At 51.2% G+C, this 23538-nt stretch carries 18 protein-coding genes, 3 rRNA genes and 3 riboswitches; of the genes, 19 read left to right on the top strand and 2 right to left on the bottom strand.

What is annotated here, in order from left to right:
- Positions 1-14 precede the first annotated feature (14 nt).
- The 10 genes from NSU14_RS28625 to NSU14_RS28580 all read left to right on the top strand — a co-directional run bounded on the left by NSU14_RS28625 (position 15) and on the right by NSU14_RS28580 (position 11571).
- A complete protein-coding gene (locus NSU14_RS28625; RefSeq protein ID WP_076246315.1) occupies positions 15-992 on the top strand; it encodes a glycosyltransferase family 2 protein in 978 nt (325 codons plus the stop codon).
- The gene (locus NSU14_RS28620) at positions 982-1386 is read left to right on the top strand and encodes a GtrA family protein (protein ID WP_042133375.1); all 405 of its coding nucleotides are present in this window, start codon (positions 982-984) and stop codon (positions 1384-1386) included. The genes NSU14_RS28625 and NSU14_RS28620 overlap by 11 nt, the downstream gene beginning before the upstream one ends.
- Positions 1387-1457: 71 nt before the next feature.
- On the top strand, positions 1458-2111 hold the full coding sequence (locus NSU14_RS28615; RefSeq protein ID WP_042133377.1) for a class D sortase: 654 nt from the start codon (positions 1458-1460) through the stop codon (positions 2109-2111).
- A 127-nt stretch (positions 2112-2238) separates the two neighbouring features.
- Positions 2239-2319: riboswitch (cyclic di-GMP riboswitch) on the top strand.
- Positions 2320-2391: 72 nt separating this feature from the next.
- Positions 2392-2472: riboswitch (cyclic di-GMP riboswitch) on the top strand.
- Positions 2473-2504: 32 nt separating this feature from the next.
- Entirely contained in the window at positions 2505-3296 is a 792-nt protein-coding gene (locus tag NSU14_RS28610; protein WP_231575274.1) for a transglutaminase-like domain-containing protein, read from the top strand.
- 364 nt (positions 3297-3660) lie between these two features.
- Positions 3661-5218 (top strand): 16S ribosomal RNA (locus NSU14_RS28605).
- A gap of 300 nt (positions 5219-5518) precedes the next feature.
- A 23S ribosomal RNA gene (locus NSU14_RS28600) occupies positions 5519-8449 on the top strand.
- A 127-nt stretch (positions 8450-8576) separates the two neighbouring features.
- A 5S ribosomal RNA gene (rrf, locus tag NSU14_RS28595) occupies positions 8577-8693 on the top strand.
- Together the 16S, 23S and 5S rRNA genes form the textbook arrangement of a ribosomal RNA operon.
- A gap of 275 nt (positions 8694-8968) precedes the next feature.
- Positions 8969-9715 (top strand): acyl-[acyl-carrier-protein] thioesterase, encoded by a 747-nt coding sequence (locus NSU14_RS28590; RefSeq protein ID WP_340948077.1) that lies wholly within the window; start codon positions 8969-8971, stop codon positions 9713-9715.
- Positions 9705-10463, top strand: coding sequence for an RNA polymerase sigma factor (locus tag NSU14_RS28585; RefSeq protein WP_340948075.1), 759 nt, complete (start codon positions 9705-9707; stop codon positions 10461-10463). The genes NSU14_RS28590 and NSU14_RS28585 overlap by 11 nt, the downstream gene beginning before the upstream one ends.
- Complete coding sequence (locus NSU14_RS28580; protein ID WP_340948073.1) at positions 10438-11571, top strand: DUF4179 domain-containing protein; 1134 nt, start codon at positions 10438-10440, stop codon at positions 11569-11571. Before NSU14_RS28585 ends, NSU14_RS28580 begins: the two co-directional genes overlap by 26 nt.
- Before the next feature lie 76 nt (positions 11572-11647).
- Here the strand turns inward: NSU14_RS28580 and NSU14_RS28575 are convergent, their stop codons facing one another.
- Positions 11648-12553 carry a helix-turn-helix domain-containing protein gene (locus tag NSU14_RS28575; protein WP_340948071.1) on the bottom strand — a complete coding sequence of 302 codons (906 nt, stop codon included), beginning with the start codon at positions 12551-12553 and terminating at the stop codon, positions 11648-11650.
- Positions 12554-12574: 21 nt separating this feature from the next.
- A complete protein-coding gene (gene tsaA, locus NSU14_RS28570) occupies positions 12575-13024 on the bottom strand; it encodes a tRNA (N6-threonylcarbamoyladenosine(37)-N6)-methyltransferase TrmO (protein WP_047014141.1) in 450 nt (149 codons plus the stop codon).
- A gap of 127 nt (positions 13025-13151) precedes the next feature.
- Between tsaA and NSU14_RS28565 the strand changes: the two genes are divergently transcribed.
- From NSU14_RS28565 to purS, 9 genes are all read left to right on the top strand, one after another.
- The gene (locus NSU14_RS28565) at positions 13152-15293 is read left to right on the top strand and encodes a DNA topoisomerase III (protein ID WP_340948069.1); all 2142 of its coding nucleotides are present in this window, start codon (positions 13152-13154) and stop codon (positions 15291-15293) included.
- Between the two features lie 550 nt (positions 15294-15843).
- Complete coding sequence (locus NSU14_RS28560) at positions 15844-17097, top strand: MFS transporter (protein ID WP_340948067.1); 1254 nt, start codon at positions 15844-15846, stop codon at positions 17095-17097.
- A gap of 147 nt (positions 17098-17244) precedes the next feature.
- Positions 17245-17508: a DUF1294 domain-containing protein gene (locus tag NSU14_RS28555; RefSeq protein ID WP_039310312.1), complete on the top strand. Its 264-nt coding sequence runs from the start codon at positions 17245-17247 to the stop codon at positions 17506-17508.
- A 50-nt stretch (positions 17509-17558) separates the two neighbouring features.
- Positions 17559-17993: a universal stress protein gene (locus tag NSU14_RS28550; RefSeq protein WP_042133392.1), complete on the top strand. Its 435-nt coding sequence runs from the start codon at positions 17559-17561 to the stop codon at positions 17991-17993.
- Between the two features lie 162 nt (positions 17994-18155).
- A riboswitch (purine riboswitch) is annotated at positions 18156-18257 on the top strand.
- 239 nt (positions 18258-18496) lie between these two features.
- Positions 18497-18982: a 5-(carboxyamino)imidazole ribonucleotide mutase gene (gene purE, locus NSU14_RS28545; RefSeq protein WP_042133394.1), complete on the top strand. Its 486-nt coding sequence runs from the start codon at positions 18497-18499 to the stop codon at positions 18980-18982.
- A gap of 80 nt (positions 18983-19062) precedes the next feature.
- Positions 19063-20364: a 5-(carboxyamino)imidazole ribonucleotide synthase gene (locus NSU14_RS28540; protein ID WP_340949011.1), complete on the top strand. Its 1302-nt coding sequence runs from the start codon at positions 19063-19065 to the stop codon at positions 20362-20364.
- 6 nt (positions 20365-20370) lie between these two features.
- Positions 20371-21666 (top strand): adenylosuccinate lyase, encoded by a 1296-nt coding sequence (purB, locus tag NSU14_RS28535; RefSeq protein ID WP_042133396.1) that lies wholly within the window; start codon positions 20371-20373, stop codon positions 21664-21666.
- A gap of 368 nt (positions 21667-22034) precedes the next feature.
- The gene (locus NSU14_RS28530) at positions 22035-22925 is read left to right on the top strand and encodes a phosphoribosylaminoimidazolesuccinocarboxamide synthase (RefSeq protein ID WP_340948063.1); all 891 of its coding nucleotides are present in this window, start codon (positions 22035-22037) and stop codon (positions 22923-22925) included.
- A 364-nt stretch (positions 22926-23289) separates the two neighbouring features.
- Entirely contained in the window at positions 23290-23535 is a 246-nt protein-coding gene (gene purS / locus NSU14_RS28525; RefSeq protein WP_039298247.1) for a phosphoribosylformylglycinamidine synthase subunit PurS, read from the top strand.
- Positions 23536-23538: the final 3 nt, after the last annotated feature.

Raw genomic sequence — 23538 nt, 5'->3', positions numbered from 1 at the left:
TAGGAGGAACTAAGGTGAAAGCCAGATACAGTGTAATTGTCCCCATGTTCAATGAGGAGGAAGTCATTCAGGTAACCTATGAGCGGCTCAAAAAAGTAATGGATGGTTGCGGTGATTCCTATGAACTGGTTTTCGTCAATGACGGCAGCCGGGACCGCACGGCGGAGATCATGCGCGAGATCAGCAGCCGGGATGAGCATGTCAAGCTGATCGACTTCTCCCGTAATTTCGGCCACCAGGTGGCGATTACGGCTGGTATGGATTATGCCGAAGGCCAGGCAGTCGTGGTGATTGACGCAGACCTCCAGGATCCTCCTGAGGTTATTCTGCAGATGATTGCCAAGTGGAAAGAGGGCTACGAAGTCGTGTATGCCAAGCGGTTGAAGCGTCACGGGGAGACTTTCTTCAAGAAAGTCACCGCTAAGATCTTTTACCGCCTACTCAGCAGTATGACCAGTGTTGAAATCCCTACCGATACCGGGGACTTCCGGCTGATCGACCGTAAAGTCTGTGATGTGCTGCGCGGTTTGAAGGAGAAGAACCGGTATGTCCGGGGTCTGGTAAGCTGGGTAGGCTTCCGGCAGACCATGGTAGAATATGTGCGGGAGGAGCGCTTTGCCGGGGAAACGAAATATCCGCTCAAGAAAATGATCCGGTTTGCGCTCGACGGCATCACCTCCTTTTCCCACAAACCGCTCAAAATCGCATCCTATATCGGATTCTTTCTGTCCTTTTCCAGCTTCATCTATCTGTTCCTGGTATTGTTCCAAAAAATCTTTACCTCCTGGACCGTACCCGGATGGGCATCTATAGTCGGCGTGAACCTGCTCTTCAACGGGATTGTGCTGATGCTGCTGGGGGTAATTGGTGAGTATATCGGACGGATCTATGATGAGTCGAAGGACAGACCGCTCTATATTGTACGTGAGACCAAAGGCTATCCGGATGCGGAAATAGAAGACACGCGGAAGGAAAGCGATTATGCCAGATAAGAAATGGAGTGCGGGGTTCATCCAGTTCCTGAAATTCAATGCGGTAGGCCTGCTGAATACACTGATTGATTTTGCTGTATTCACACTGCTGCATTCCCTTGGGATGATCAACACCCCTGCGCAGATTATTTCCTACAGCGCCGGTACGGCCAACAGCTTCTTCTGGAACAAAAAGGTAACCTTCCGTGATCGGGACAGAGGCAATAAAGAGGGCTTCGACCGGATGCAGCTGATCAGGTTTATCGTGCTGAATCTGTTGGTGCTGGGTATATCGGTGCTGCTGATTCATATATTGACCGATTCTCTCGGTATTCAAGTGCTGGTCGCCAAAGTGCTGGTCACATTTGTTACGGTGATCATTAATTTCTTCGGAAGCCGGAAATGGGTATTCTGATAATTAAGAAGCATTGCTTCTTAATTATTCCGGAAGGGTAACATCTATTCTATATTACGGAGGCGATTGTCATGCGGAAATTATCCTATTTGATTATACTTGCCGGGGTGCTTATTATGCTCTATCCCAAAGGAAGCGAATGGTACAATGACCGTCAGCAGCAAAAGCTGCTGGAAGAGGCTGAACAGGCCTACAGTGAAATCGTTCCGTCTGCGTCAGCTCCGGCCAGTGCTGATCTAAGTAAGCCTTACGCGGAAGTAACCCAGCTGCTGGCGGATGAGTCGGCTGCGGAAGAGCCAGAACCCTCTGCTGCGCCTGAGATTGAAGTCGGAGGCAAGGTGATGGCAATCATCGAAATCGACAAAATAGATCTGAAGCTGCCTGTCCTGGAAGGCGCCACCAAGGCGAATATGAAGCATGCTGCTGCGCATATGAAGGAGACGGCTCCGCTTGGCTCTGCTGGGAATGCTGCAATTGCAGCGCATAGATCAAGAACTACGGGAAGGCTATTCAACAGATTGAATGAAGTTGGAGTCGGGGACACTATTTCCGTTACAACCGGCAAGCAGGCATACAATTATGTAGTTTATGATGTGACTATTGTGGAACCAACCGATGTATCCGTATTGAAAGGGAATAAGGATGACAAGATTCTAACACTCATTACTTGTGATCCGCTGGTGAATCCAACGCATAGACTTATCATTCACGCAAAGTTATCGTGATGTTTGTAGAATAATGACGGAAAAACTTAAAATACTTAAAATTTTTATTTGTTTTCGCGGAAATCTAGTGATTTAGGTCTTGATAATAGAAATAGATATGGTAAGATATAACTATACAAAGCTAATACACGATAAACGGCAAACCTATCGAAAGGTAGGGACGCAAAGCTAGAGGGCCTTCCCGTAAGGATGGCAGCCAGCTACCGAATGAAGAGGCTTTTTTGTTTGTTCTTATTGTGAATCTAGCATTTTATGGTAGAAGCAAGGACAGATAAAGCTTATACGATAACGGCAAACCTATCGAAAGGTAGGGACGCAAAGCTAAAGGGCCTTCCCGTAAGGATGGCAGCCAGCTACCGAAAGGGGTTTTATCCAATGAAGAAGTTCTATTTAATGTTGGTTACACTATTCGTAGTGGTTACGTCGGTGCAGACAGGTACAGCTCAAGCTGCTAATGCAGATGCAAGCTGGTTGAACATAGGTCAACTTGATCAGGGTGTTATCGGAGTTTCTTATAATGTTCCTAAGGATAAGAAGATTAAGCTGATGATCACCAAAGATAATAACAGCTACACCTACAACTTATACACTTCCAAACCAACTGAAACATTCCCGCTTCAACAAGGTAACGGTTCATACAAGGTTTCCGTACTTGAGAACACTAACGGCAACAAATACAAAGTAATCTCTTCCGAGACGGTAGATCTTAGCCTGAGCAACGCCAACGCCGTATATCTGAGCTCCGTACAGAATGTTAAATGGAGTTCTTCCGATAAAGCAGTTCTGAAAGCAACACAGCTTACACAAGGTTTGACATCAGATGAAGACAAAGTGAAGGCTATCTATAATTATATCGTAGCCAATGTGAAATATGATTATTCCCTGGCTTCCAGTGTTACTACAGATTACATCCCTAACAACGACAGCACCTTGGCTACCAAGAAGGGGATCTGCTACGATTACGCTTCCTTGTTCGCTACTATGCTTCGCAGTGAAGGCATTCCTACCAAACTGGTTATGGGTAACACAAGTTATGTGACTTCTTACCACGCTTGGAATGAAGTGTTCCTTAATGGCAAATGGGTAACTATTGATACTACAGTTGATGCTGGACTTGCCAAGAACAGCAAAACAGCAGATCTGGTTAAAGTAGCAAGTAAATATACTGCAGCTAAGTTCTACTAAGAGCACAGATGCATTCATAGTTTCATTGAGGATAACCCGCTTAGTAATTAAGCGGGTTATTTTTATTTTGGAAAAGGTTGCTTTTTGGTAGAGAGATAGGGTATTATAAATAAGCGTTGTTGGAGCGGCAAACTTAATAAGAAATGGCTTAAATAAGTGATTTCAAAATAAAGCTTGCATTACTCGAATGAATGTGATATATTATAAGAGTTGCTGGTGACGCGATGAGCGGCGCTGACAACGAGCTTGATCTTTGAAAACTGAACAACGAGTGAGTATCGGAAATCACGAAAGTGACTTCCAAAAAAGAGAATGAAAATTCTCGTCAGATGTTTCAAAATGAGCAATCGCTCTTTCTAAATACAATTTGGAGAGTTTGATCCTGGCTCAGGACGAACGCTGGCGGCATGCCTAATACATGCAAGTCGAGCGGAGTTTGAATGGAAGCTTGCTTCCATTCATGCTTAGCGGCGGACGGGTGAGTAACACGTAGGCAACCTGCCCTCAAGACTGGGATAACTACCGGAAACGGTAGCTAATACCGGATAATTTCTTTCCTCTCCTGAAGAGAGAATGAAAGGCGGAGCAATCTGCCACTTGGGGATGGGCCTGCGGCGCATTAGCTAGTTGGTGGGGTAATGGCTCACCAAGGCGACGATGCGTAGCCGACCTGAGAGGGTGAACGGCCACACTGGGACTGAGACACGGCCCAGACTCCTACGGGAGGCAGCAGTAGGGAATCTTCCGCAATGGGCGAAAGCCTGACGGAGCAATGCCGCGTGAGTGATGAAGGTTTTCGGATCGTAAAGCTCTGTTGCCAGGGAAGAACGTCCGGTAGAGTAACTGCTACCGGAGTGACGGTACCTGAGAAGAAAGCCCCGGCTAACTACGTGCCAGCAGCCGCGGTAATACGTAGGGGGCAAGCGTTGTCCGGAATTATTGGGCGTAAAGCGCGCGCAGGCGGTCATTTAAGTCTGGTGTTTAAACCTTGGGCTCAACCTGGGGTCGCACTGGAAACTGGGTGACTTGAGTACAGAAGAGGAAAGTGGAATTCCACGTGTAGCGGTGAAATGCGTAGATATGTGGAGGAACACCAGTGGCGAAGGCGACTTTCTGGGCTGTAACTGACGCTGAGGCGCGAAAGCGTGGGGAGCAAACAGGATTAGATACCCTGGTAGTCCACGCCGTAAACGATGAGTGCTAGGTGTTAGGGGTTTCGATACCCTTGGTGCCGAAGTTAACACAGTAAGCACTCCGCCTGGGGAGTACGGTCGCAAGACTGAAACTCAAAGGAATTGACGGGGACCCGCACAAGCAGTGGAGTATGTGGTTTAATTCGAAGCAACGCGAAGAACCTTACCAGGTCTTGACATCCCGATGAAAGCATTAGAGATAGTGCCCCTCTTCGGAGCATTGGAGACAGGTGGTGCATGGTTGTCGTCAGCTCGTGTCGTGAGATGTTGGGTTAAGTCCCGCAACGAGCGCAACCCTTGACTTTAGTTGCCAGCAGGTGAAGCTGGGCACTCTAGAGTGACTGCCGGTGACAAACCGGAGGAAGGTGGGGATGACGTCAAATCATCATGCCCCTTATGACCTGGGCTACACACGTACTACAATGGCCGGTACAACGGGAAGCGAAACCGCGAGGTGGAGCCAATCCCAGCAAAGCCGGTCTCAGTTCGGATTGCAGGCTGCAACTCGCCTGCATGAAGTCGGAATTGCTAGTAATCGCGGATCAGCATGCCGCGGTGAATACGTTCCCGGGTCTTGTACACACCGCCCGTCACACCACGAGAGTTTACAACACCCGAAGTCGGTGGGGTAACCCGCAAGGGAGCCAGCCGCCGAAGGTGGGGTAGATGATTGGGGTGAAGTCGTAACAAGGTAGCCGTATCGGAAGGTGCGGCTGGATCACCTCCTTTCTATGGAGAATCGTCACCTGCAACGGTGACATTCAAATCGGAAGCGTAAGCTTCCAAAACTCAGGTCTAGGCCTGTTACTCACTCGTTGGTCAGTTTTGAGAGCTCAAACTCTCATCTTTAAACTGTCTGAATTTTCGAACATCACAGTCGTGATTGTACCGAAATTTCAGCACCTTGATCCTTGAAAACTGGATACCGAAACGAATTTGCGTTTTAGAACATCTTTTAGCTGAAACTTGTGTAAGCAAGTTGAAATAGTTATTAGTTGCTACAGCGATTTTCCTAACGGAAAACGCATTGGTTAAGCTAATAAGAGCACACGGAGGATGCCTAGGCGCCAGGAGCCGACGAAGGACGTGGCGAACAACGAAACTGCCTCGGGGAGCTGTAAGCAAGCTTTGATCCGGGGGTGTCCGAATGGGGAAACCCAGCTGTGGTAATTCGCAGTTACTCGTATCTGAATACATAGGATACGCAGAGGCAGACCAGGGGAACTGAAACATCTAAGTACCCTGAGGAAGAGAAAACAATAGTGATTCCGTCAGTAGCGGCGAGCGAACGCGGAACAGCCTAAACCAAGGGGCTTGCCTCTTGGGGTTGTGGGACGTCTCACATGGAGTTACAAAGGAATATGGTAGGCGAAGAGGTCTGGAAAGGCCCGCGATAGAGGTAAAAGCCCTGTAGCCTAAACTGTGTTCTCTCCGAGACGGATCCCGAGTAGTGCGGGGCACGTGAAACCCCGTATGAATCCAGCAGGACCATCTGCTAAGGCTAAATACTACCTGGCGACCGATAGTGAAACAGTACCGTGAGGGAAAGGTGAAAAGCACCCCGGAAGGGGAGTGAAATAGAACCTGAAACCGTGTGCTTACAAAAAGTCAGAGCCCGATCTATGGGTGATGGCGTGCCTTTTGTAGAATGAACCGGCGAGTTACGTTTAACATGCAAGGTTAAGGTGAGAAGCCGGAGCCGCAGCGAAAGCGAGTCTGAATAGGGCGATTGAGTATGTGGACGTAGACCCGAAACCGTGTGATCTACCCCTGTCCAGGGTGAAGGTGCGGTAACACGCACTGGAGGCCCGAACCCACGCATGTTGAAAAATGCGGGGATGAGGTGGGGGTAGCGGAGAAATTCCAATCGAACTCGGAGATAGCTGGTTCTCCCCGAAATAGCTTTAGGGCTAGCCTCGGTGAATGGAGTGGTGGAGGTAGAGCACTGATTGGGTGCGGGGCCCGCAAGGGTTACCAAGCTCAGTCAAACTCCGAATGCCATTAACTTCTTGCCGGGAGTCAGACAGTGAGTGCTAAGATCCATTGTCAAAAGGGAAACAGCCCAGACCATCAGCTAAGGTCCCCAAGTGTGTGTTAAGTGGGAAAGGATGTGGAGTTGCACAGACAACCAGGATGTTGGCTTAGAAGCAGCCACCATTGAAAGAGTGCGTAATAGCTCACTGGTCGAGTGACTCTGCGCCGAAAATGTAACGGGGCTAAACACACCACCGAAGCTATGGCTAGATGCTTTGCATCTGGGGTAGGGGAGCGTTGTATGTAGGTTGAAGGTGTACCGTAAGGAGCGCTGGACAGCATACAAGTGAGAATGCCGGTATGAGTAACGAAAAGATCAGTGAGAATCTGATCCGCCGAAAGCCCAAGGTTTCCTGAGGAAGGCTCGTCCGCTCAGGGTAAGTCGGGACCTAAGGCGAGGCCGAAAGGCGTAGTCGAAGGACAACAGTTTGAAATTACTGTACCACCGTAATCCGCTATGAGCGATGGGGTGACGCAGGAGGGTAGTGACGCGGACTGATGGATGTGTCCGTCTAAGCAGTGAGGCTGATGTGTAGGCAAATCCGCACATCGATAAGGCTGGGCTGTGATGGGGAGCGAAAATTGTAGTAGCGAAGGTCATGATCTCACACTGCCAAGAAAAGCCTCTAGCCAGGAGAAGGTGCCCGTACCGCAAACCGACACAGGTAGGCGAGAAGAGAATTCTAAGGCGCGCGGAAGAACTCTCGTTAAGGAACTCGGCAAAATGACCTCGTAACTTCGGGAGAAGAGGTGCCTCGGTAGGGTGAATAGCCCGAGGGGGCCGCAGTGAAAAGGCCCAAGCGACTGTTTAGCAAAAACACAGGTCTGTGCGAAGCCGCAAGGCGAAGTATACGGGCTGACGCCTGCCCGGTGCTGGAAGGTTAAGGGGAGTGGTTAGGGGTTAAACCCGAAGCTGTGAACCGAAGCCCCAGTAAACGGCGGCCGTAACTATAACGGTCCTAAGGTAGCGAAATTCCTTGTCAGGTAAATTCTGACCCGCACGAATGGCGTAACGACTTGGGCGCTGTCTCAACGAGAGATCCGGTGAAATTTTAATACCTGTGAAGATGCAGGTTACCCGCGACAAGACGGAAAGACCCCATGGAGCTTTACTGCAGCTTGATATTGAATTTGGGTACGATCTGTACAGGATAGGTGGGAGCCGGTGAGGCAGGAGCGCAAGCTTCTGCGGAGGCGCCGTTGGGATACCACCCTGATCGTATCTAGGTTCTAACCTAGTGCCCTAATCGGGTACGGGGACCGTGTCAGGCGGGCAGTTTGACTGGGGCGGTCGCCTCCTAAAGAGTAACGGAGGCGTTCAAAGGTTCCCTCAGAATGGTTGGAAATCATTCGCAGAGTGCAAAGGCATAAGGGAGCTTGACTGCGAGACCTACAAGTCGAGCAGGGACGAAAGTCGGACTTAGTGATCCGGTGGTACCGCATGGAAGGGCCATCGCTCAACGGATAAAAGCTACCCTGGGGATAACAGGCTTATCTCCCCCAAGAGTCCACATCGACGGGGAGGTTTGGCACCTCGATGTCGGCTCATCGCATCCTGGGGCTGAAGTAGGTCCCAAGGGTTGGGCTGTTCGCCCATTAAAGCGGTACGCGAGCTGGGTTCAGAACGTCGTGAGACAGTTCGGTCCCTATCTGTCGTGGGCGCAGGAAATTTGAGAGGAGCTGTCCTTAGTACGAGAGGACCGGGATGGACGTACCGCTGGTGCATCAGTTGTTCCGCCAGGAGCATGGCTGAGTAGCTACGTACGGACGGGATAAGCGCTGAAAGCATCTAAGCGTGAAGCCCCCCTCAAGATGAGATTTCCCAACTAGTAAGACCCCTTGAAGACGACGAGGTAGATAGGTTGGAGGTGGAAGTGCAGCAATGCATGGAGCTGACCAATACTAATCGGTCGAGGGCTTATCCAAATTTCTTAGAGCGCAGATTCGTTTCGGATTCAGTTTTCAGGTGATCAAGCCTGTACGCCATGAAATTCATTCACACATCCGTGATGAACCGAATTTCAAGCGGCAGCGTCTGTTTCACAGACGCATGTTTGGTGGCGATAGCGGAGGGGTTCCACGCGTACCCATCCCGAACACGACCGTTAAGCCCTCCAGCGCCGATGGTACTTGGACCGAAGGGTCCTGGGAGAGTAGGACGTTGCCAAGCAAATGAAGCCATTGTTGAGTAATCGACAATGGCTTTTTTGTGTCCTTTAGAGAATAGTATTACAATTACTTAGGGCCCTATTTCTGGTACTGCTTGTGCATTTTGTGCATAGCTTGTGTATAATTCGGTGGTAAATAGAAAGAAATGAAAACTTATACACATGTGGATAGATTATATTTTTTAACAATTACTCCCCAATTCATGTGGATATCATATTAGATAATGTGGATACAACAGAGGGAATTGTGGATGAATGCGTAAAGGAGCGTAAAGTTATGGACAAGCACGGCAACCTTTTGTGGACAGAGGAATTTATGGTTCATGCAAGTGACACTGATTTTCGGTCAAGAGGCAAGCTCTCCTTTCTTCTTGATATTATGCAGCGTGCTGCGGATTCGGCTGTAAGCAGCCTGGGTCTAAGTATTGATACAATGCTTAATGCAAGAATGGGCTGGATGGTTATCACACTCGATCTGGATCTTCGACGTTTACCGTCGCCTAACGAGCTTCTTAATGTGCGTACCTGGAGTAAAGGAAACAAAGGAGCGCTCTGGCAGCGGGATTATCGGATTTTTGATAGTAATGCTGTAGAACTGGCGGCGGCACGCTCAATCTGGGCACTTGTGGATATGGATAAGCGAAAGATCCTTCGTCCTTCAGCCCTTCCCATTGCTGTAGAGCCTTATCTGGAGGATTCGGTAGGAAGCCTCCCGGACAAAGTAGTGATTCCCGCTGATCTTTCTCTGCAGGAAGCCTTTCGCTATCAAGTAAGGTATAGCGGGCTCGATAATAACGGGCACCTTAACAATGCAAGGTATGTAGATTTATGCTGCGATGCGCTGACTTTGGAGGAATGGGAAGAGCTGGAGCTTACCGGTCTTCACATAACCTATGCGCAGGAAGCCCAGTATGGCGAGGAAATCAGTATTTTACGGTCCTCCCGGACTGAAGAAGGAGTATATGTACGCGGCCAAGGCGGGGACAAGGTGTTTTTTGAAGCTAGTCTAAGGTTTGAGAGATAAACCCTTAACAACAACAGTCTTAAGTGTAGTTTCTTCTCATGGCAGCCACTCTGTTTTTCAGAGAACTGCCTTTTTTTCGTATATAAAGCTAATTCCCGGGATGTCACAAATAAGCAGTTGGCATTCGTTATACAGGTGTAAAAGGAAAATGGAGGTGATTCTTTTGGAGCAAGGCAACCCCGGGGGCCAAGTGAATCCAAATATGATCGAAGAAGCAATTCATAAGGTGCGCGCTGGTGAAAAGCATGCTTTTACTTCAGTGATTACTGCATATGAACGGCAAATATATACGTATTGTTATTATATTTTGAGGAGCCGTGAAGAAGCTGAGGATGCTGTGCAGGATATATTTGTAAAGGTGTATCAGGAGCTTGGGCGTTATGAGAAGCGTGTCTCTTTTTCAGCCTGGTTGTATAAGGTAGCTTATCATCATTGCCTGGACCAGCTTCGCAGGCATAAGCGCCGCAGCCGGTTAATGTCACTTTATAAATTGCAGCTGGTGCGGGAAACTCCTGAGTCTCCAGTCAATTCGCCTGTGGATAGAATGTTCGGAGACCTAACTTCGGAGGAGCGCAGTTTGTTGATCCTGCGTGTCATTGAACAATACAGTTTCGAAGAAATTGCACAGATAACCGGGAGCAGTTCGGCCGCTCTCCGCAAGAAGTATGAACGGCTCCGGAGAAAACTGATCCAGCAAAAAGCGAACGAAGGAGGATGCACTCGTGGAGAAGTGGCAGAATCAAACTGAGAAGCAAATGTTGGAGCAGATTCGCAGCAGCATCGGAAAGGTTCAGCTTCCTGTGGACAGTTACAATGAGCAAATTATGAACCGTATTGAGCATATGGAGATCAAAGGAGGCAGCAAATTGATTAAAAAGACGTTAGCAGCCGCATGTGTGGCCGTAATGATCGGGTTAGGTACAGTAACAGCAGGATTCATCTCCCCAGTATGGGCCGATACATTGAGTCAATTCCCCGTATTCAGCAGTATTTTCAAGCACACCGACCCAGGTTTGAAATTGGCGGCGGAAAAGGGCTTGACTACTTCACCTAACATGAGCGTTACAAAGGATGGAGTTACTTTAAGTGTTACAGAAGTATTTTATGACGGTACCCGGCTAGCCATTGGATTTGAGAGAGCGGGAATCATGGATGAACGGGTTCTGGCGGAGATTACTGATTTCAAAACCCATGACTTTGATCAGTCGACCAAAGGGCTACTGGGGCTGCCTGTGGTTACTCAGGTGTCAGGTGAGCCCATCAGCTTCGGCTCCTCTTCTACAGGTGACGTAGAGGGACAAGCCCAAACCCTTCTGTTGGAGCTGAATGAACTGCGGAACACTGCAGCTTTGGGAGACGAATTCAAGGTGGATATCAGTGTGCCGGTTGCTCAGATCGCAGAGCCGTTTGAGTTCCAGGTAACGGTGAAAAAAGTAACGGAGGGAGTAATTAATCTTACTCCAGGTCAGGGGGCAAGCAAAGGCTCCTTCCATTACACAGTGAAGAGTCTGGACATTACGCCTGCTACCCTAAGATTGATCGTAACCAGTGAAGGGGAAGTGCCTGCCTCGGCGGAGCAGACAGGAGAATATGCGCCTACCGAAGTATTCTATGAGCTTGTGGATGATGCCGGCAATGTGATCAATCCCCGGCAGATGGGATATGCCATGGCCAAAGCAGTTCAGCATCCTATTCTGGATAATCTGTACAATACCTTCCCGCAAATTCCCAAGACGATTACGATCAGACCGTATACATGTACGTTTGATAGTGAGCTGAATCTTTTGCTGGATGCTAATGGTGAACGGGTAAAAACTTATCATAAAGAGCTTGAGACTACTATAGTGATTCCTTAAATCAGAAAATTAGTTATGTGTAAAATGAACTGTATTCTTGTCCGCGTCTGCTCTGCAGAGGCGGACTTGTTTGTATTCAAAGCAAAGTTAAAGGAATGTAGATCTCACTTACCGAGTCCGGATTATCCGGGCCAAGATAACCTGCACCGTAATATTCAAATTCATAAGTGAGGTTTAGGCGATAATCAGTTCCGGGCAGAAATACGCCATATATATATTTGTATGTAGCGGAGACTTCTGCTGAGGGACCTTTATGCAGAAATTTAAGATAACGCGCTGGTGGCAGGATGTGGACGGGAAGATTGCTATCTGCTTGTCCTCTGTTTGCCCGAAATGTAGTGCCGGATGGTAAAGGCGATGATGCGTTCAACTCACAGGCACAGAGAAAAGAGATGCCGCTATCCTCATAGTTATCCGGCCAATAACCAAGCTGATAATACCTCTCCGGAAGCTTACGGCAGGGAATAGAGGCGATACCGCTGAATAGCTGTTCCCAAGCTGCACCTATAATAGAAGGATCGTTGTTAACCGTAATAAACGGTCCCTGAAGTCTGATTTCCCCAAGCTCAATGATTTCCGGAGATCCGGTGTTGTGGACAGTCCAGTGCGGCAGATCCATTCCCCGTATAGGATGCAGCAGCAGAGGGATGTCCGGATTTGATTTTTGGCGGATACAGGTGGGGGTGGTATGGAGCAATCTTTTGAAGGCACGGGTGAAGGTCTCATAATCGTTAAAGGAATAATCCAGCGAAATATCCTGGAAGCTGCGGTCAGGCGTTCTCAGAATCTCACGTGCAGCCTCGGAAATTCGACGTCTTGCGATATAGTCGCCGGGTGTCAGCCCGGTAACCCCCTGGAACAGCCGGATAAAATGATAAAGCGAGTAACCGCTCACTCTGGAGAGGGTCAGGACAGACAATGGTTGCTTCAGATTGGATTCAATGTACTCAATCACTTGCAGAATAAGCTTGCAGTTAGTCATGAGCTCTCTCCTCGTACTAGTTTACTCTAGAGCCCACTCTCCCCAAGAGGACGCCCATACAGGGACTCTGACATGACGGACACGGTCGGTAGCAGGAAAATAGGCTTTGATATCGAGCACAGGCGTCCCCGGATAGGCATCCAGTCCGGTAACCTCAACAATTCCCTGTTCAACATCAACGGACACAATTTCGGCCACAGAAAGGCCAATAGGATTAGGGCGTACGGGAGAACGTGTGGCAAATACACCCGTTACCGGAGCCTCATATGGAGGCTCAATCTGCGTAGTACGCCGGAAGGCATCGTCTGCAAATTCATGAATCCACCAGAGAATCTGGCAGTGGCTGAAATCAGCCAGCCCCTTCAAGGCAGGTCTGTATTGCGGTTTAATCTCGAGACGCAGGTTGTGCTGTGATCCGGATACGGATACTACACCTACTGATATAACATTATACGGTTCTGTTGTGAGCATTGGCTGTGACTCCTTTCGGCTGGGGAATAATTCTAGTTTATCTGAAATGAAGCGAAATCAGCCTGATGATATTTGCGGTCTTTTATCCCGTGGTATAATAGGTTGTTGATATGGAGGGGAGAGAATTATGAAGGTACTGGTACTGGCGGAGAAGCCATCGGTTGCCCGGGAGATTGCCCGGGTGCTGGGCTGCGGAAATAAGCAAAAGAGCTATATGGAAGGTCCGAAATATGTGGTTACCTGGGCTCTGGGTCATCTGGTTGGCCTGGCTGAGCCTGAGGACTATAACAATAAATATGCTACCTGGGCATTGGAGGATTTGCCGATTCTTCCGGAGAAGGCCAAGCTGAAGGTGCTGCGGGAGACCAGCCAGCAATACAAAGCGGTACAGCAGCTGATGAAACGGCAGGATATTGAGGAGCTGATCGTTGCGACGGATGCTGCGCGTGAGGGGGAGCTGCTGGCACGCTGGATCATGAATATGGCTGGCTGGAAGAAGCCGTTCAAGCGGCTGTGGATCTCCTCGCAGACGGATAAGGCGATTAAGGAAGGCTTCGCCGCGCTTCGTCCGGGCAAGGACTTCGACCGGTTGTATGAGTCTGCCCGCTGCCGTGCAGAGGCGGATTGGATGATCGGGCTGAACATTACGCGCGCCTTAACCTGTAAGTTCGGTGCGCCGCTCTCGGCAGGACGTGTACAGACACCTACGCTTGGCATGATTATGGACCGGGAGAATGAAATTACAGGCTTCCATTCCCAGGAATACGATCTGCTGACTGCTGATTTCGGCAATTTCCAGGCAGGATGGCGTGCGCAGGGCGGGGACGGCCGGATTTTTGACAGAGACAAGACGGGTATCCTGAAGGAGAAGCTGACCGGCCGCAGTGGACGGATTACCAAGGTGCACAAAAGCGAGAAAAGCGAACCCCATCCGCTGGCCTATGACCTGACGGAGCTGCAGCGGGATGCAAACCGTAAATTTGGCTTTTCGGCCAAACAAACCTCAAGCCTGCTGCAAAAACTGTATGAACAGCATAAGCTGGTTACTTATCCGCGTACGGACAGCCGCTACCTGACTGCCGATATGACCGGTACGCTAAAAGAAAGATTGGACAGCGTAGCAGTCGGACCGTATGCGGCCCTCGCTAGACCGCTACTGCGCAAAACGCTGCTGGTTACGAAACGGATTGTTGACGACAGTAAGGTCAGTGACCATCACGCAATTATTCCAACAGAGCAGACGGTATTGCTTAATCTGTTAAGTGCAGAAGAACGGAAGCTGTATGATCTGATTGTACGGCGGTTCATCAGCCTGTTCTATCCACCGGCACGTTATGATGCAGTGGCTGTGACGGTGAGCGTGGAGGGAGAAACGTTCCAGGTTAAAGGCACTACGGTTAAGGACGCGGGCTGGCGCGAAGTCTATGGCGGGGATATGAGCTCGGATGAGGAGGATGAGAACGCGGGCGACGAGCCTGCAGCGGGCAGTGTGAAGCTGCCGGAACTGCGGGAGGGCGACAGCGTGAAAATTGAGCGCTGCATCATCAAGCCCGGCCGGACGCAGCCGCCGAAGCGTTATAATGAAGCTTCGCTGCTGACGCAGATGGAGAAGTACGGGCTGGGAACATCGGCAACCCGTGCGGATATCATCGAGAAGCTGGTCAGCTCGGATACGATTGAGCGGCAGGGCAATCTGCTGCATCCGACCGGCAAAGGCAAGCAGCTGATCGGACTGGTCTCAGGACAGCTGCGCACTCCGGAGCTTACGGCACGCTGGGAAGCGGAGCTGGAGAAGATCGCGCGCGGGCAAGGGCGTCCGGAGCCTTTTCTGCAGGGAATCCGTAATATGGCCCAGGAGCTGGTGTCCGGGGTAAAGAATAGCGGAGCGGAATACAAGCCGCATAATGTCTCTAACAGCCATTGTCCGGAATGCGGGACAAGAATGCTGGAGAAGAAGACCAAACGCGGCAAGCTGCTGGTCTGTCCCAAAGAGGACTGCGGCTATACCCGGGCAGGGGAGAAGCAGTTGTCGAACCGCCGCTGTCCGCAGTGCCATAAGAAGATGGAGCTTAAGGAAGGCAAGGCAGGGATGTATGTGCAGTGCCTCGGCTGCGGGATTACGGAGACGATGGATAAGGACCACAAGCATATCAACAAACGTGAACAGCAGAAGCTGGTCCAGCAGTACAGCAAGCCGGAAAGCGCCGGCGGCTCTAACCTTGGTGAATTGTTGAAGGCAGCGATGGAAGCCAAGCAGAAGGGGAAATAAAAAAGCCTAAAGTGTAAGGGCAACAGTGCATTAAATGAAGTGAGTGGCAAAAAAAAGAGGAAGATACAACGAAGATAAAAACGAAGATAGAACAAAGATAAGAACAAAGATAAAAACAAAGATACAAACGAAGATATAACGAAGATAAAAACAAAATACAACGAAGATGCAAGCCAAGATACAAACGAAGATACAACGAAGATACAACGAAGATACTACGATGATTCAAACAAAGATAAAAACAAAGATACAACCGAAGATACAAGCGTAAGACTAGTTAACGTAAGAGCAGCATGTTTATTCTAAGCTCTTATAAAGAAGTTAGTTTCCCTTCCAGAGAGGGAAGGCTTCGAGACAACAAGACTGCCGGAGCATCCGGTGGTTTTGTTGTGTCTATGGAAATCGCGGGGCTGGCTGGTGTATGACAGAAGATTAAGTGTAATGTTACTTTACGAAGGCTGTCCAAGGGGCGGCAGATATGTTTTACTTAGGAGATTGAAGCTGGAAGGGCTATTAGGGTTCCGGCAAATATAGTGGAGCGGGTGATTAAGTGGCGGCGGATAAGCAGGTGGAAGATGAAATTCAATCGGTACAAGGCTCAGGCAAGAGGGGGGGCAGCCGGTTTTTCTTTTTGGTGATTGTCTTTATGTTCTGGTTCTCTTCTTATATCTATGTACCTGTGTTGTCTCCGTATGTGGAGCATCTGGGAGCTTCTTATGTCATGGTTGGAGCGGTGCTGGGCGTATACGGCCTAATGCAGATTCTGTTCCGGCTGCCGATCGGGATTGGTTCGGATTATCTTAACCGGCGGCGGCCGTTTATTTATCTGGGGCTGATCGCCAGCGGAGCAAGCTGTCTGCTGTTCCTGGCTGGTGCACATCCGGGCTGGGCGCTGGCTGCACGTGCCGTCTCAGGGATTGCCGCCTCCGCGTGGGTCGTGTACTCGGTGATGTTCGCGGGGTATTTTCCGAAAGAAGAGGCTGGTAAAGCGATGGGCATGCTGCAGTTCACAACGGTTATTGCCCAATTGACCAGTATGATGATCAGCGGCTATATGGTCGATCACTGGGGCTGGAACACTCCGTTTATTATCGGCGGGATTGTGGCGGCGGCTGCGCTGCTGCTTGCACTACGTCTTCCTGAACAGAAGCAGGAGAAGCGGAATGCGATTCAGATTAAAGATCTTGCCGGAGTAGTACGGGAACCGCTGCTGGTCAAGGTCTCGCTTTTGTCCGTGCTGGCACATTGTGTACTGTTCATTACGATGTTCGGCTATACGCCGAATCAGGCGCTGGATATCGGTGCGAGCAAAGAAAGTCTCGGCTGGCTGACGCTGGCTTTCATGCTGCCGCATGCGATTGCCACACTGTACGGCTCACGTCTATTCGGCAAATGGCTTGGGGACCGGGGAACGTTAATGCTGGGTTTTGCCGGGAGTGCGGTATTCACGCTGCTGATTCCCTCTATGCCTACTCTAGCCGCTCTCTGTGCAACGCAGATTGGGAACGGCTTCATGCAGGGTCTTATTTTCCCGCTGCTGCTGGGTAAATCGGTGTCGGGAGTCGCTCCGTTCAAACGGGCAACGGCTATGGGCTTTTATCAGGCGGTGTATGCCATAGGGATGTCAGGGGGACCATTTGTTGCAGGATGGATGAGTGCGGCGTATGGACTGACCGGCGGTTTCTGGCTTGGCGGAATTGCGGCGCTGCTTGCTGCAGTGTTGTCCTGGCTATGGATCAGAGAGGCCGGGGAACCGGGCACAGGGAGCAGACAAGAGCGGCGGATACTTGGCAGGCAGGGTTAGGTTTATTGTAATAGAAGGGGTCCCCGCAAAGTACCTGAGTGATCACCTGCGCCAAAACCTCACTTTGTAGGGGAACTTATTGGTTTTTTGCCGAAAAGGGTAATATAATAGAGAGTAGATAGGATGCAAGGAGGAGGGGCCGGAAGGATGGTCAAGGTTGTATTGCTGTGGTTCGCACTGATCAATATTATCGGGTATGTAGTGATGTCGGAAGACAAGAACAAGGCCCGCAAAAGACGGGATCGGGTGCCGGAGAAAACACTGTTTCTGCTCGCGTTCATGGGCGGCGCGCTGGGTGTGCTGATTGCCATGTACCGCAAGCGCCACAAGACGAGGCATACTTCCTTCAGGATTGGAATTCCGCTGCTGCTGCTGCTGAATATCCTGCTGTATGGATATTTTTTGAGTTAAGTTTCTTGTAGTTTGGCTAAGGCTGTACACAATAGAAAGAGGTGGCGTATATGTTATTCTCTAAAATTTTGCTAGCCTATGACGGTTCGAAGGCTTCCAATCAGGCATTGGAACGTGCGATTGAACTGGCCAAGGTAACTCCAGGGTCCTCCCTGTACGTCGTACACGCATTTGAATTCCCGCGGTTCTTCATCGGGGAAGCTCTCGCGCCTCTGCCGGCATCAGTGAACAAGGATTATTATGACCTCGCGGTCCAGACTACGGATGAAGTGAAAAGCCGGCTGGAAGCCGAAGGCCTGAACGCTACTGTAGAATTGCTGCAGGGATCGCCTGCCGAAGTGATTCTGGCTTATGCCAAAGAGCACACGGTGGATGTCATCGTTATCGGCAGCCGCGGGCTTGGCGGAATCCGGGAGTTCGTTCTGGGCAGCGTCAGCCACAATGTAGTGCAAAGCGCGCGCATTCCGGTGCTGGTTGTTAAATAATAGAGATACTTGCAGAGGAGCGCTTAGGCGTTCCCCTTTTTTTCTGCGGAGATGGCCGGAATAGGCGGAATAAGAAAATTAAATGTGCCCAAAAGCGAACATTTGAGAGACATGATATGACAATGTTCGTGTTTAAGTTGACACGAAGTGTAGGGCATTGTTAAACTGAACCTATGAAGAGCTCGTATAAAACCGGGGATAGGGCCCGGAAGTTTCTACCCGGTAACCGTAAATTGCCGGACTACGAGGAAATAGGATGACTGAAACGGCCAGCCGCCGCCGCATATACCGGGGGTGTGCTCTGCGCCGGCTCTCTTAAAGGCCGGGTATCTGTAGATGCCGGAGCAGTACTCTCCTAATTCCTTAGTAGTCCGGGTCCACCCGCAGCAAAATGCGTCTGGAATCCGGGCTATTTTTTTCGGATTTATGGGAAACTAGAGGGAAATGGGACACACTTAAGTCCAAGGAATATCTATAAAGGGAAACGGAAGGCTGGGTGAACAATGTCTGTGCAAGTAGGTGTCATTATGGGCAGCAAATCGGACTATGAAACTATGGAGCATGCATGTGCTGTGCTTGAGGAGCTGGGTGTGCCTTATGAGAAAAAGGTCATCTCGGCACATCGCACGCCGGATCTGATGTTCCGTTATGCCGAGGAAGCGGTGGAGCGCGGCTTGAAGGTGATTATCGCCGGAGCGGGCGGTGCGGCGCATCTGCCGGGTATGGTGGCAGCCAAAACTACGTTGCCGGTCATCGGGGTGCCTGTGCAGTCCAAGGCGTTGAACGGCCTGGACTCGCTGCTGTCGATTGTGCAGATGCCGGCTGGCATCCCGGTAGCCACGGTAGCCATTGGCCGTGCCGGAGCTACGAATGCAGGGCTGCTGGCTGCGCAGATCATCGGTGCTTTCGAGCCGGAGGTGGCGAGAAAGGTGCAGCTGCGGCGCGAGGCGATCCAGCGCGAAGTGCTGGAAAGCAGCGAGACGCTATGAGACCGGTGGAGTCGAAGACCGGAGGCTTGGAGAACTTGGAGCAGCAACGAGCAGAGCGGGATCAAGCTGGAGCTGAGAGAATGGAGCGCCGGGAGGAGGCAGCCGCTGGTGCTGTTGAAGCACCAGGGGCGGGAACGCCCCGGACGCTGCTGCCCGGCGCGACGATCGGCGTGCTCGGCGGCGGGCAGCTCGGGCGCATGATGGCGCTGTCCGGCAGCGCCATGGGGTACCGCTTCGTGGCGCTGGACCCTGCGCCGGATGCGCCCTGCGGGCAGGTTACGCCGCAGATTATTGCGGCGTACAACGACCGGGACGCGGCGCGTGAGCTGGCGCAGCGCGCGGACGTGATCACGTACGAGTTCGAGAACGTCGACGCGGGCGTAGCCGCGCTGCTGACGGAGGAATCGTACGTGCCGCAGGGCAGCGCGCTGCTGTATACGACGCAGCACCGGCTGCGCGAGAAGGCGGCCATCGAGGCGGCGGGCGTGCCCGTTGCCCCGTACCGCAAGGTCGGCAGCCTGGCGGAGCTTGAGGCCGCGGCTGCCGAGCTGGGCCTGCCCTGTGTGCTGAAGACAGCCACAGGGGGGTACGACGGCAAGGGACAAGCCGTCATCCGCCGGCCGGAAGAGCTGGCAGCAGCGTTCCGGCAGGTAGCACCGGGAGCGGCGGCTCCAGCACCGCAAGCAAGCGGGGGAGCGGCTTCGCCCGACTCGCCGGGAGCGGCTGAAGCGAAAGACGCTGCCGAGGCCAGGCCACATGCACCCGAGCTGGTGCTGGAGAAATTTATCGCCTTCCAATGCGAAATTTCGGTCATAGCCGCCCGCAGCGCGTCAGGTGAAGTCAAGAGCTTCCCGCCCGCCGAGAACATACACGTAGACAATATCCTGCATCTCTCGATTGTACCCGCCAGGGTGCCGGAGGAGATTCAGCGGCGGGCCTGCGAGCTGGCCGAGCAGATTGTGTCCGGCATGGATGCCGTTGGACTGCTGGCTGTGGAGATGTTCGTGACGGAGGACGGAGAGCTGTTCGTTAACGAGCTGGCTCCGCGCCCGCATAACTCCGGGCATTATACAATGGATGCCTGCGTAACCTCGCAGTTCGAGCAGCATGTGCGGGCGATCTGCAATCTGCCGCTGGGCGACACTACGCTGCTTACGCCTGTAGTCATGGTGAATGTGCTCGGCCAGCATCTGGAGGGCGCCATTCAGGCGGCCTGCAGTGCGGATGAAGAATCAAACCGGCTTGGGGTATCCCCTAAGCTTCATATATATGGCAAGACTGAGAGCAAGACCGGCCGCAAAATGGGCCATATCAACCTGCTCTGCAAGGACACCGGAGACGGCCTGTCCTGGGTAGAGCAAACTAACTTTTGGAGGAACTGACAAGCTATGATCGAACGTTACAGCAGACCTGAGATGCGGGCCATTTGGACCGAAGAAAATAAATTTAACGCGTGGCTGGAAGTTGAAATTTGCGCCTGTGAGGCTTGGGCCGAGCTGGGAGTGATCCCGCATGAGGATGCCGCGAAGCTGCGCAAGGACGCCAAATTCGACATCGCGCGGATCGACGAAATTGAACAGGAAACGCGTCATGATGTGATTGCTTTTACCCGTGCAGTATCGGAGAGCCTGGGTGCAGAACGCAAATGGGTGCATTACGGACTGACCTCCACGGACGTTGTCGATACGGCGCTCGGCTACCTGCTGCGTCAGGCCAACGAAATTCTGGAGCAGGATATTATCCGGTTCATTGAGATTCTTAAAGATAAAGCAGTAGCTTACAAGGATACCCCGATGATGGGCCGTACACACGGCGTACACGCTGAGCCGACGACTTTTGGACTCAAGATGGCGCTGTGGTATGAGGAAATGAAGCGTAATCTGGAGCGTTTCCGTCATGCGGCGAGCGGCGTCCAATTCGGCAAAATCTCCGGGGCTGTCGGCACCTATGCCAATATCGACCCGTTCGTTGAAGAATTTGTCTGCCGCAAGCTGGGCACCAGCCCGGCACCGATCTCCACGCAGACGCTGCAGCGTGACCGTCACGCTGAATACATGGCTGCGCTGGCACTGGTCGCCACTTCGCTGGACAAGTTCGCTACTGAAATCCGCGCTTTGCAGAAGAGTGAGATCCGCGAGGTGGAGGAAGCTTTTGCCAAAGGTCAAAAGGGTTCATCCGCTATGCCGCATAAGCGCAACCCGATCGGCTGCGAGAATATCTCCGGTCTGTCACGCGTGATCCGCGGCCATATGGTTACAGCATACGAAAACGTGCCGCTGTGGCATGAACGCGATATCTCGCATTCCTCGGTAGAGCGGATCATCCTGCCGGATGCGACCATGCTGCTGAACTATATGCTGAACCGCTTCGGCAATATCGTGAAGAACCTGACCGTGTTCCCGGACAATATGAAGCGCAACATGAACCGCACCTTCGGTGTTCCGTTCTCCGGCCGCATCCTGACGAAGCTGATCGACAAAGGCTTCAGCCGCGAGCAGGCTTACGACACCGTGCAGCCGCGTGCGATGCAGGCCTGGGAGGAACAAACCCAGTTCCGTGACATCGTTGAAGCTACACCGGAAATCACAGCCGTACTTAGTCCGGAAGAGATCGAGGATGCGTTCAATCCTTCCTGGCACCTCAAGCATGTGGACACCATCTTCCGCAAACTGGAGCTTATCTAATTAAAAAAGGTGAGTCAGTGGTGAACTGATGAGCTGGAGAAGATATGGGCGGAGCGAAGGGGAGTTGTTGTTCTGGAGCGAGTAGCTGCAGAATTGAATGGAATAGGCCAGTTAATAAGGAACGGAGAGGAATTTTGGGACTGGAAGAAGCGTCAGCGTTCGCCTTTATCCTCGGATTTCTACCGCGGTCAGCGGTTTAAATCAGGAAATCTGAGGATAACAGCGATCGGAAGTCCAAAATTTTTTGTAGTGTTACCGATTAGCTAGCCGTTCAGTTCATATCTCAAAGGCAAAGCGGAGAATGACAGCGTCCCAGGCGCTTTTAGCCCAAATATAAGCAAGATCATTTGTTCAAGGGAGGAAAGGTCATGACATCAACGGCCGTATCCACTGCCGTGGAACTCGTAAATGCACCGCTGCTCTACAAAGGTAAGGTTCGTGAGCTGTACGATTTGGGGGATGAGGTACTGATTGTCGTTACGGACCGCATTTCCGCATTTGATTACGTGCTGGACCCGGCAGTGCCGGACAAAGGCAATGTGCTTAACCGGCTTAGCGCGTTCTGGTTCGGTCAGACCAAGGAGCTTATTGAGAACCATGTGGTTCATATCGACGTGGACCGGCTCGGGGATATTGTGCGGGACCGCGAAGCGCTGAAGAACCGCATCATGGTTGTCCGCAAAGCAGAGCGGATTGATATCGAATGTGTCGTGCGCGGCTGTATTACCGGCGGCGGCTGGCGGCAGTATCAGGAGACCGGCAAAGTGAACGGCATCGAGCTTCCCAAAGGGCTGCGCAAGAATGCGGTGCTGACCGAGCCGATCTTTACGCCGGCGGCCAAGAACGATGTCGGCCATGATGAGGACATTCCTTTTGAGCAGATGCAGGAGCTGATTGGTGCGGAGCTTGCACTGGAGCTGAAGGACAAAAGCCTGAAGCTGTTCGCTTTTGCCAGAGAATATTGTAAAGACCGCGGCATCATCCTCGCCGATTGCAAATTCGAGTTCGGGCTGCTGGATGGCAAGGTCATCCTGATTGACGAGATTTTCACACCGGATGCTTCCCGCTTCTGGGCCAAGGACAAATACGCGCTGGATATCGAGATCGACAGCATGGATAAGGAACCTGTACGGACTTACCTTTCGGCATCCTCCTGGGATAAGAATAGCACGCCGGATCCGCTGCCGGTTGAAGTGGTGGAAGAGACCTCACGCCGGTACCTGGACATTTATCACCGCCTTACCGGTAAGTCCTTATAGATTATCTGATACGCCTGTTCCGACCAGCAGCAGCCAACTTTTAATTGTATTCTCTGCAGTTATTTTGCCCGAAAAAGATGCCATTTGCTCTTTAACTGTATCTGATACAACTAAAATGTGTGAAATGGCCTGAAAAGCAGATTTTTTAGAGAAATAGCTGTACGAAATGCAACTATAGTTGTTATCACAGAAGATATTGAGATTATAGCTGTACATTATGCAGTTAAGTTAGCTGGCCGCAGTGAAGTGAGTTGTTGCAGCTCACCGTTAGAGGTTAGCACATCGTTGTAATGTTGAGTTACGGTAAGTTTTCATTCCGGGTACCCAGTCCAGCTCATTAAATTTTAGGAGGAACTACAAGCGTATGTTAAAAGCGACAGTCTACGTCACCATCAAGAAAAGCGTGCTCGATCCCCAAGGTGTAGCCGTGCAAGGGGCGCTGCATTCCGTAGGTTTTCAGGAAGTTGAAAGTCTGCGTATCGGCAAATATATGGAGCTGACCCTCGATACCGACAACCGCGCTGAAGCGGAAGGACGCCTCAAGGATATGTGCGAGAAGCTGCTGGCCAACACGGTGATCGAGGATTACCGCTACGAATTGGAGGACTAAAAG

Origin of the sequence: Paenibacillus sp. FSL R10-2771, from assembly GCF_038000205.1 — a bacterium.
In the GTDB taxonomy this organism is placed as follows: domain Bacteria; phylum Bacillota; class Bacilli; order Paenibacillales; family Paenibacillaceae; genus Paenibacillus_AQ; species Paenibacillus_AQ phytohabitans.
The sequence above is the reverse complement of the archived record's forward strand: the minus strand, read 5'-3'. Positions and strand labels throughout refer to the sequence as shown.

Coding starts and splice junctions, on each gene's coding strand:
- NSU14_RS28615 (WP_042133377.1), top strand. CDS start 1,458: ATGCGGAAATTATCCTATTTGATTATACTTGCCGGGGTGCTTATTATG.
- purE (WP_042133394.1), top strand. CDS start 18,497: ATGTCTGTGCAAGTAGGTGTCATTATGGGCAGCAAATCGGACTATGAA.
- NSU14_RS28610 (WP_231575274.1), top strand. CDS start 2,505: ATGTTGGTTACACTATTCGTAGTGGTTACGTCGGTGCAGACAGGTACA.
- purS (WP_039298247.1), top strand. CDS start 23,290: ATGTTAAAAGCGACAGTCTACGTCACCATCAAGAAAAGCGTGCTCGAT.
- NSU14_RS28540 (WP_340949011.1), top strand. CDS start 19,063: ATGGAGCGCCGGGAGGAGGCAGCCGCTGGTGCTGTTGAAGCACCAGGG.
- NSU14_RS28620 (WP_042133375.1), top strand. CDS start 982: ATGCCAGATAAGAAATGGAGTGCGGGGTTCATCCAGTTCCTGAAATTC.
- purB (WP_042133396.1), top strand. CDS start 20,371: ATGATCGAACGTTACAGCAGACCTGAGATGCGGGCCATTTGGACCGAA.
- NSU14_RS28575 (WP_340948071.1), bottom strand. CDS start 12,553: ATGACTAACTGCAAGCTTATTCTGCAAGTGATTGAGTACATTGAATCC.
- NSU14_RS28590 (WP_340948077.1), top strand. CDS start 8,969: ATGGACAAGCACGGCAACCTTTTGTGGACAGAGGAATTTATGGTTCAT.
- NSU14_RS28530 (WP_340948063.1), top strand. CDS start 22,035: ATGACATCAACGGCCGTATCCACTGCCGTGGAACTCGTAAATGCACCG.
- NSU14_RS28565 (WP_340948069.1), top strand. CDS start 13,152: ATGAAGGTACTGGTACTGGCGGAGAAGCCATCGGTTGCCCGGGAGATT.
- NSU14_RS28550 (WP_042133392.1), top strand. CDS start 17,559: ATGTTATTCTCTAAAATTTTGCTAGCCTATGACGGTTCGAAGGCTTCC.
- NSU14_RS28555 (WP_039310312.1), top strand. CDS start 17,245: ATGGTCAAGGTTGTATTGCTGTGGTTCGCACTGATCAATATTATCGGG.
- tsaA (WP_047014141.1), bottom strand. CDS start 13,024: ATGCTCACAACAGAACCGTATAATGTTATATCAGTAGGTGTAGTATCC.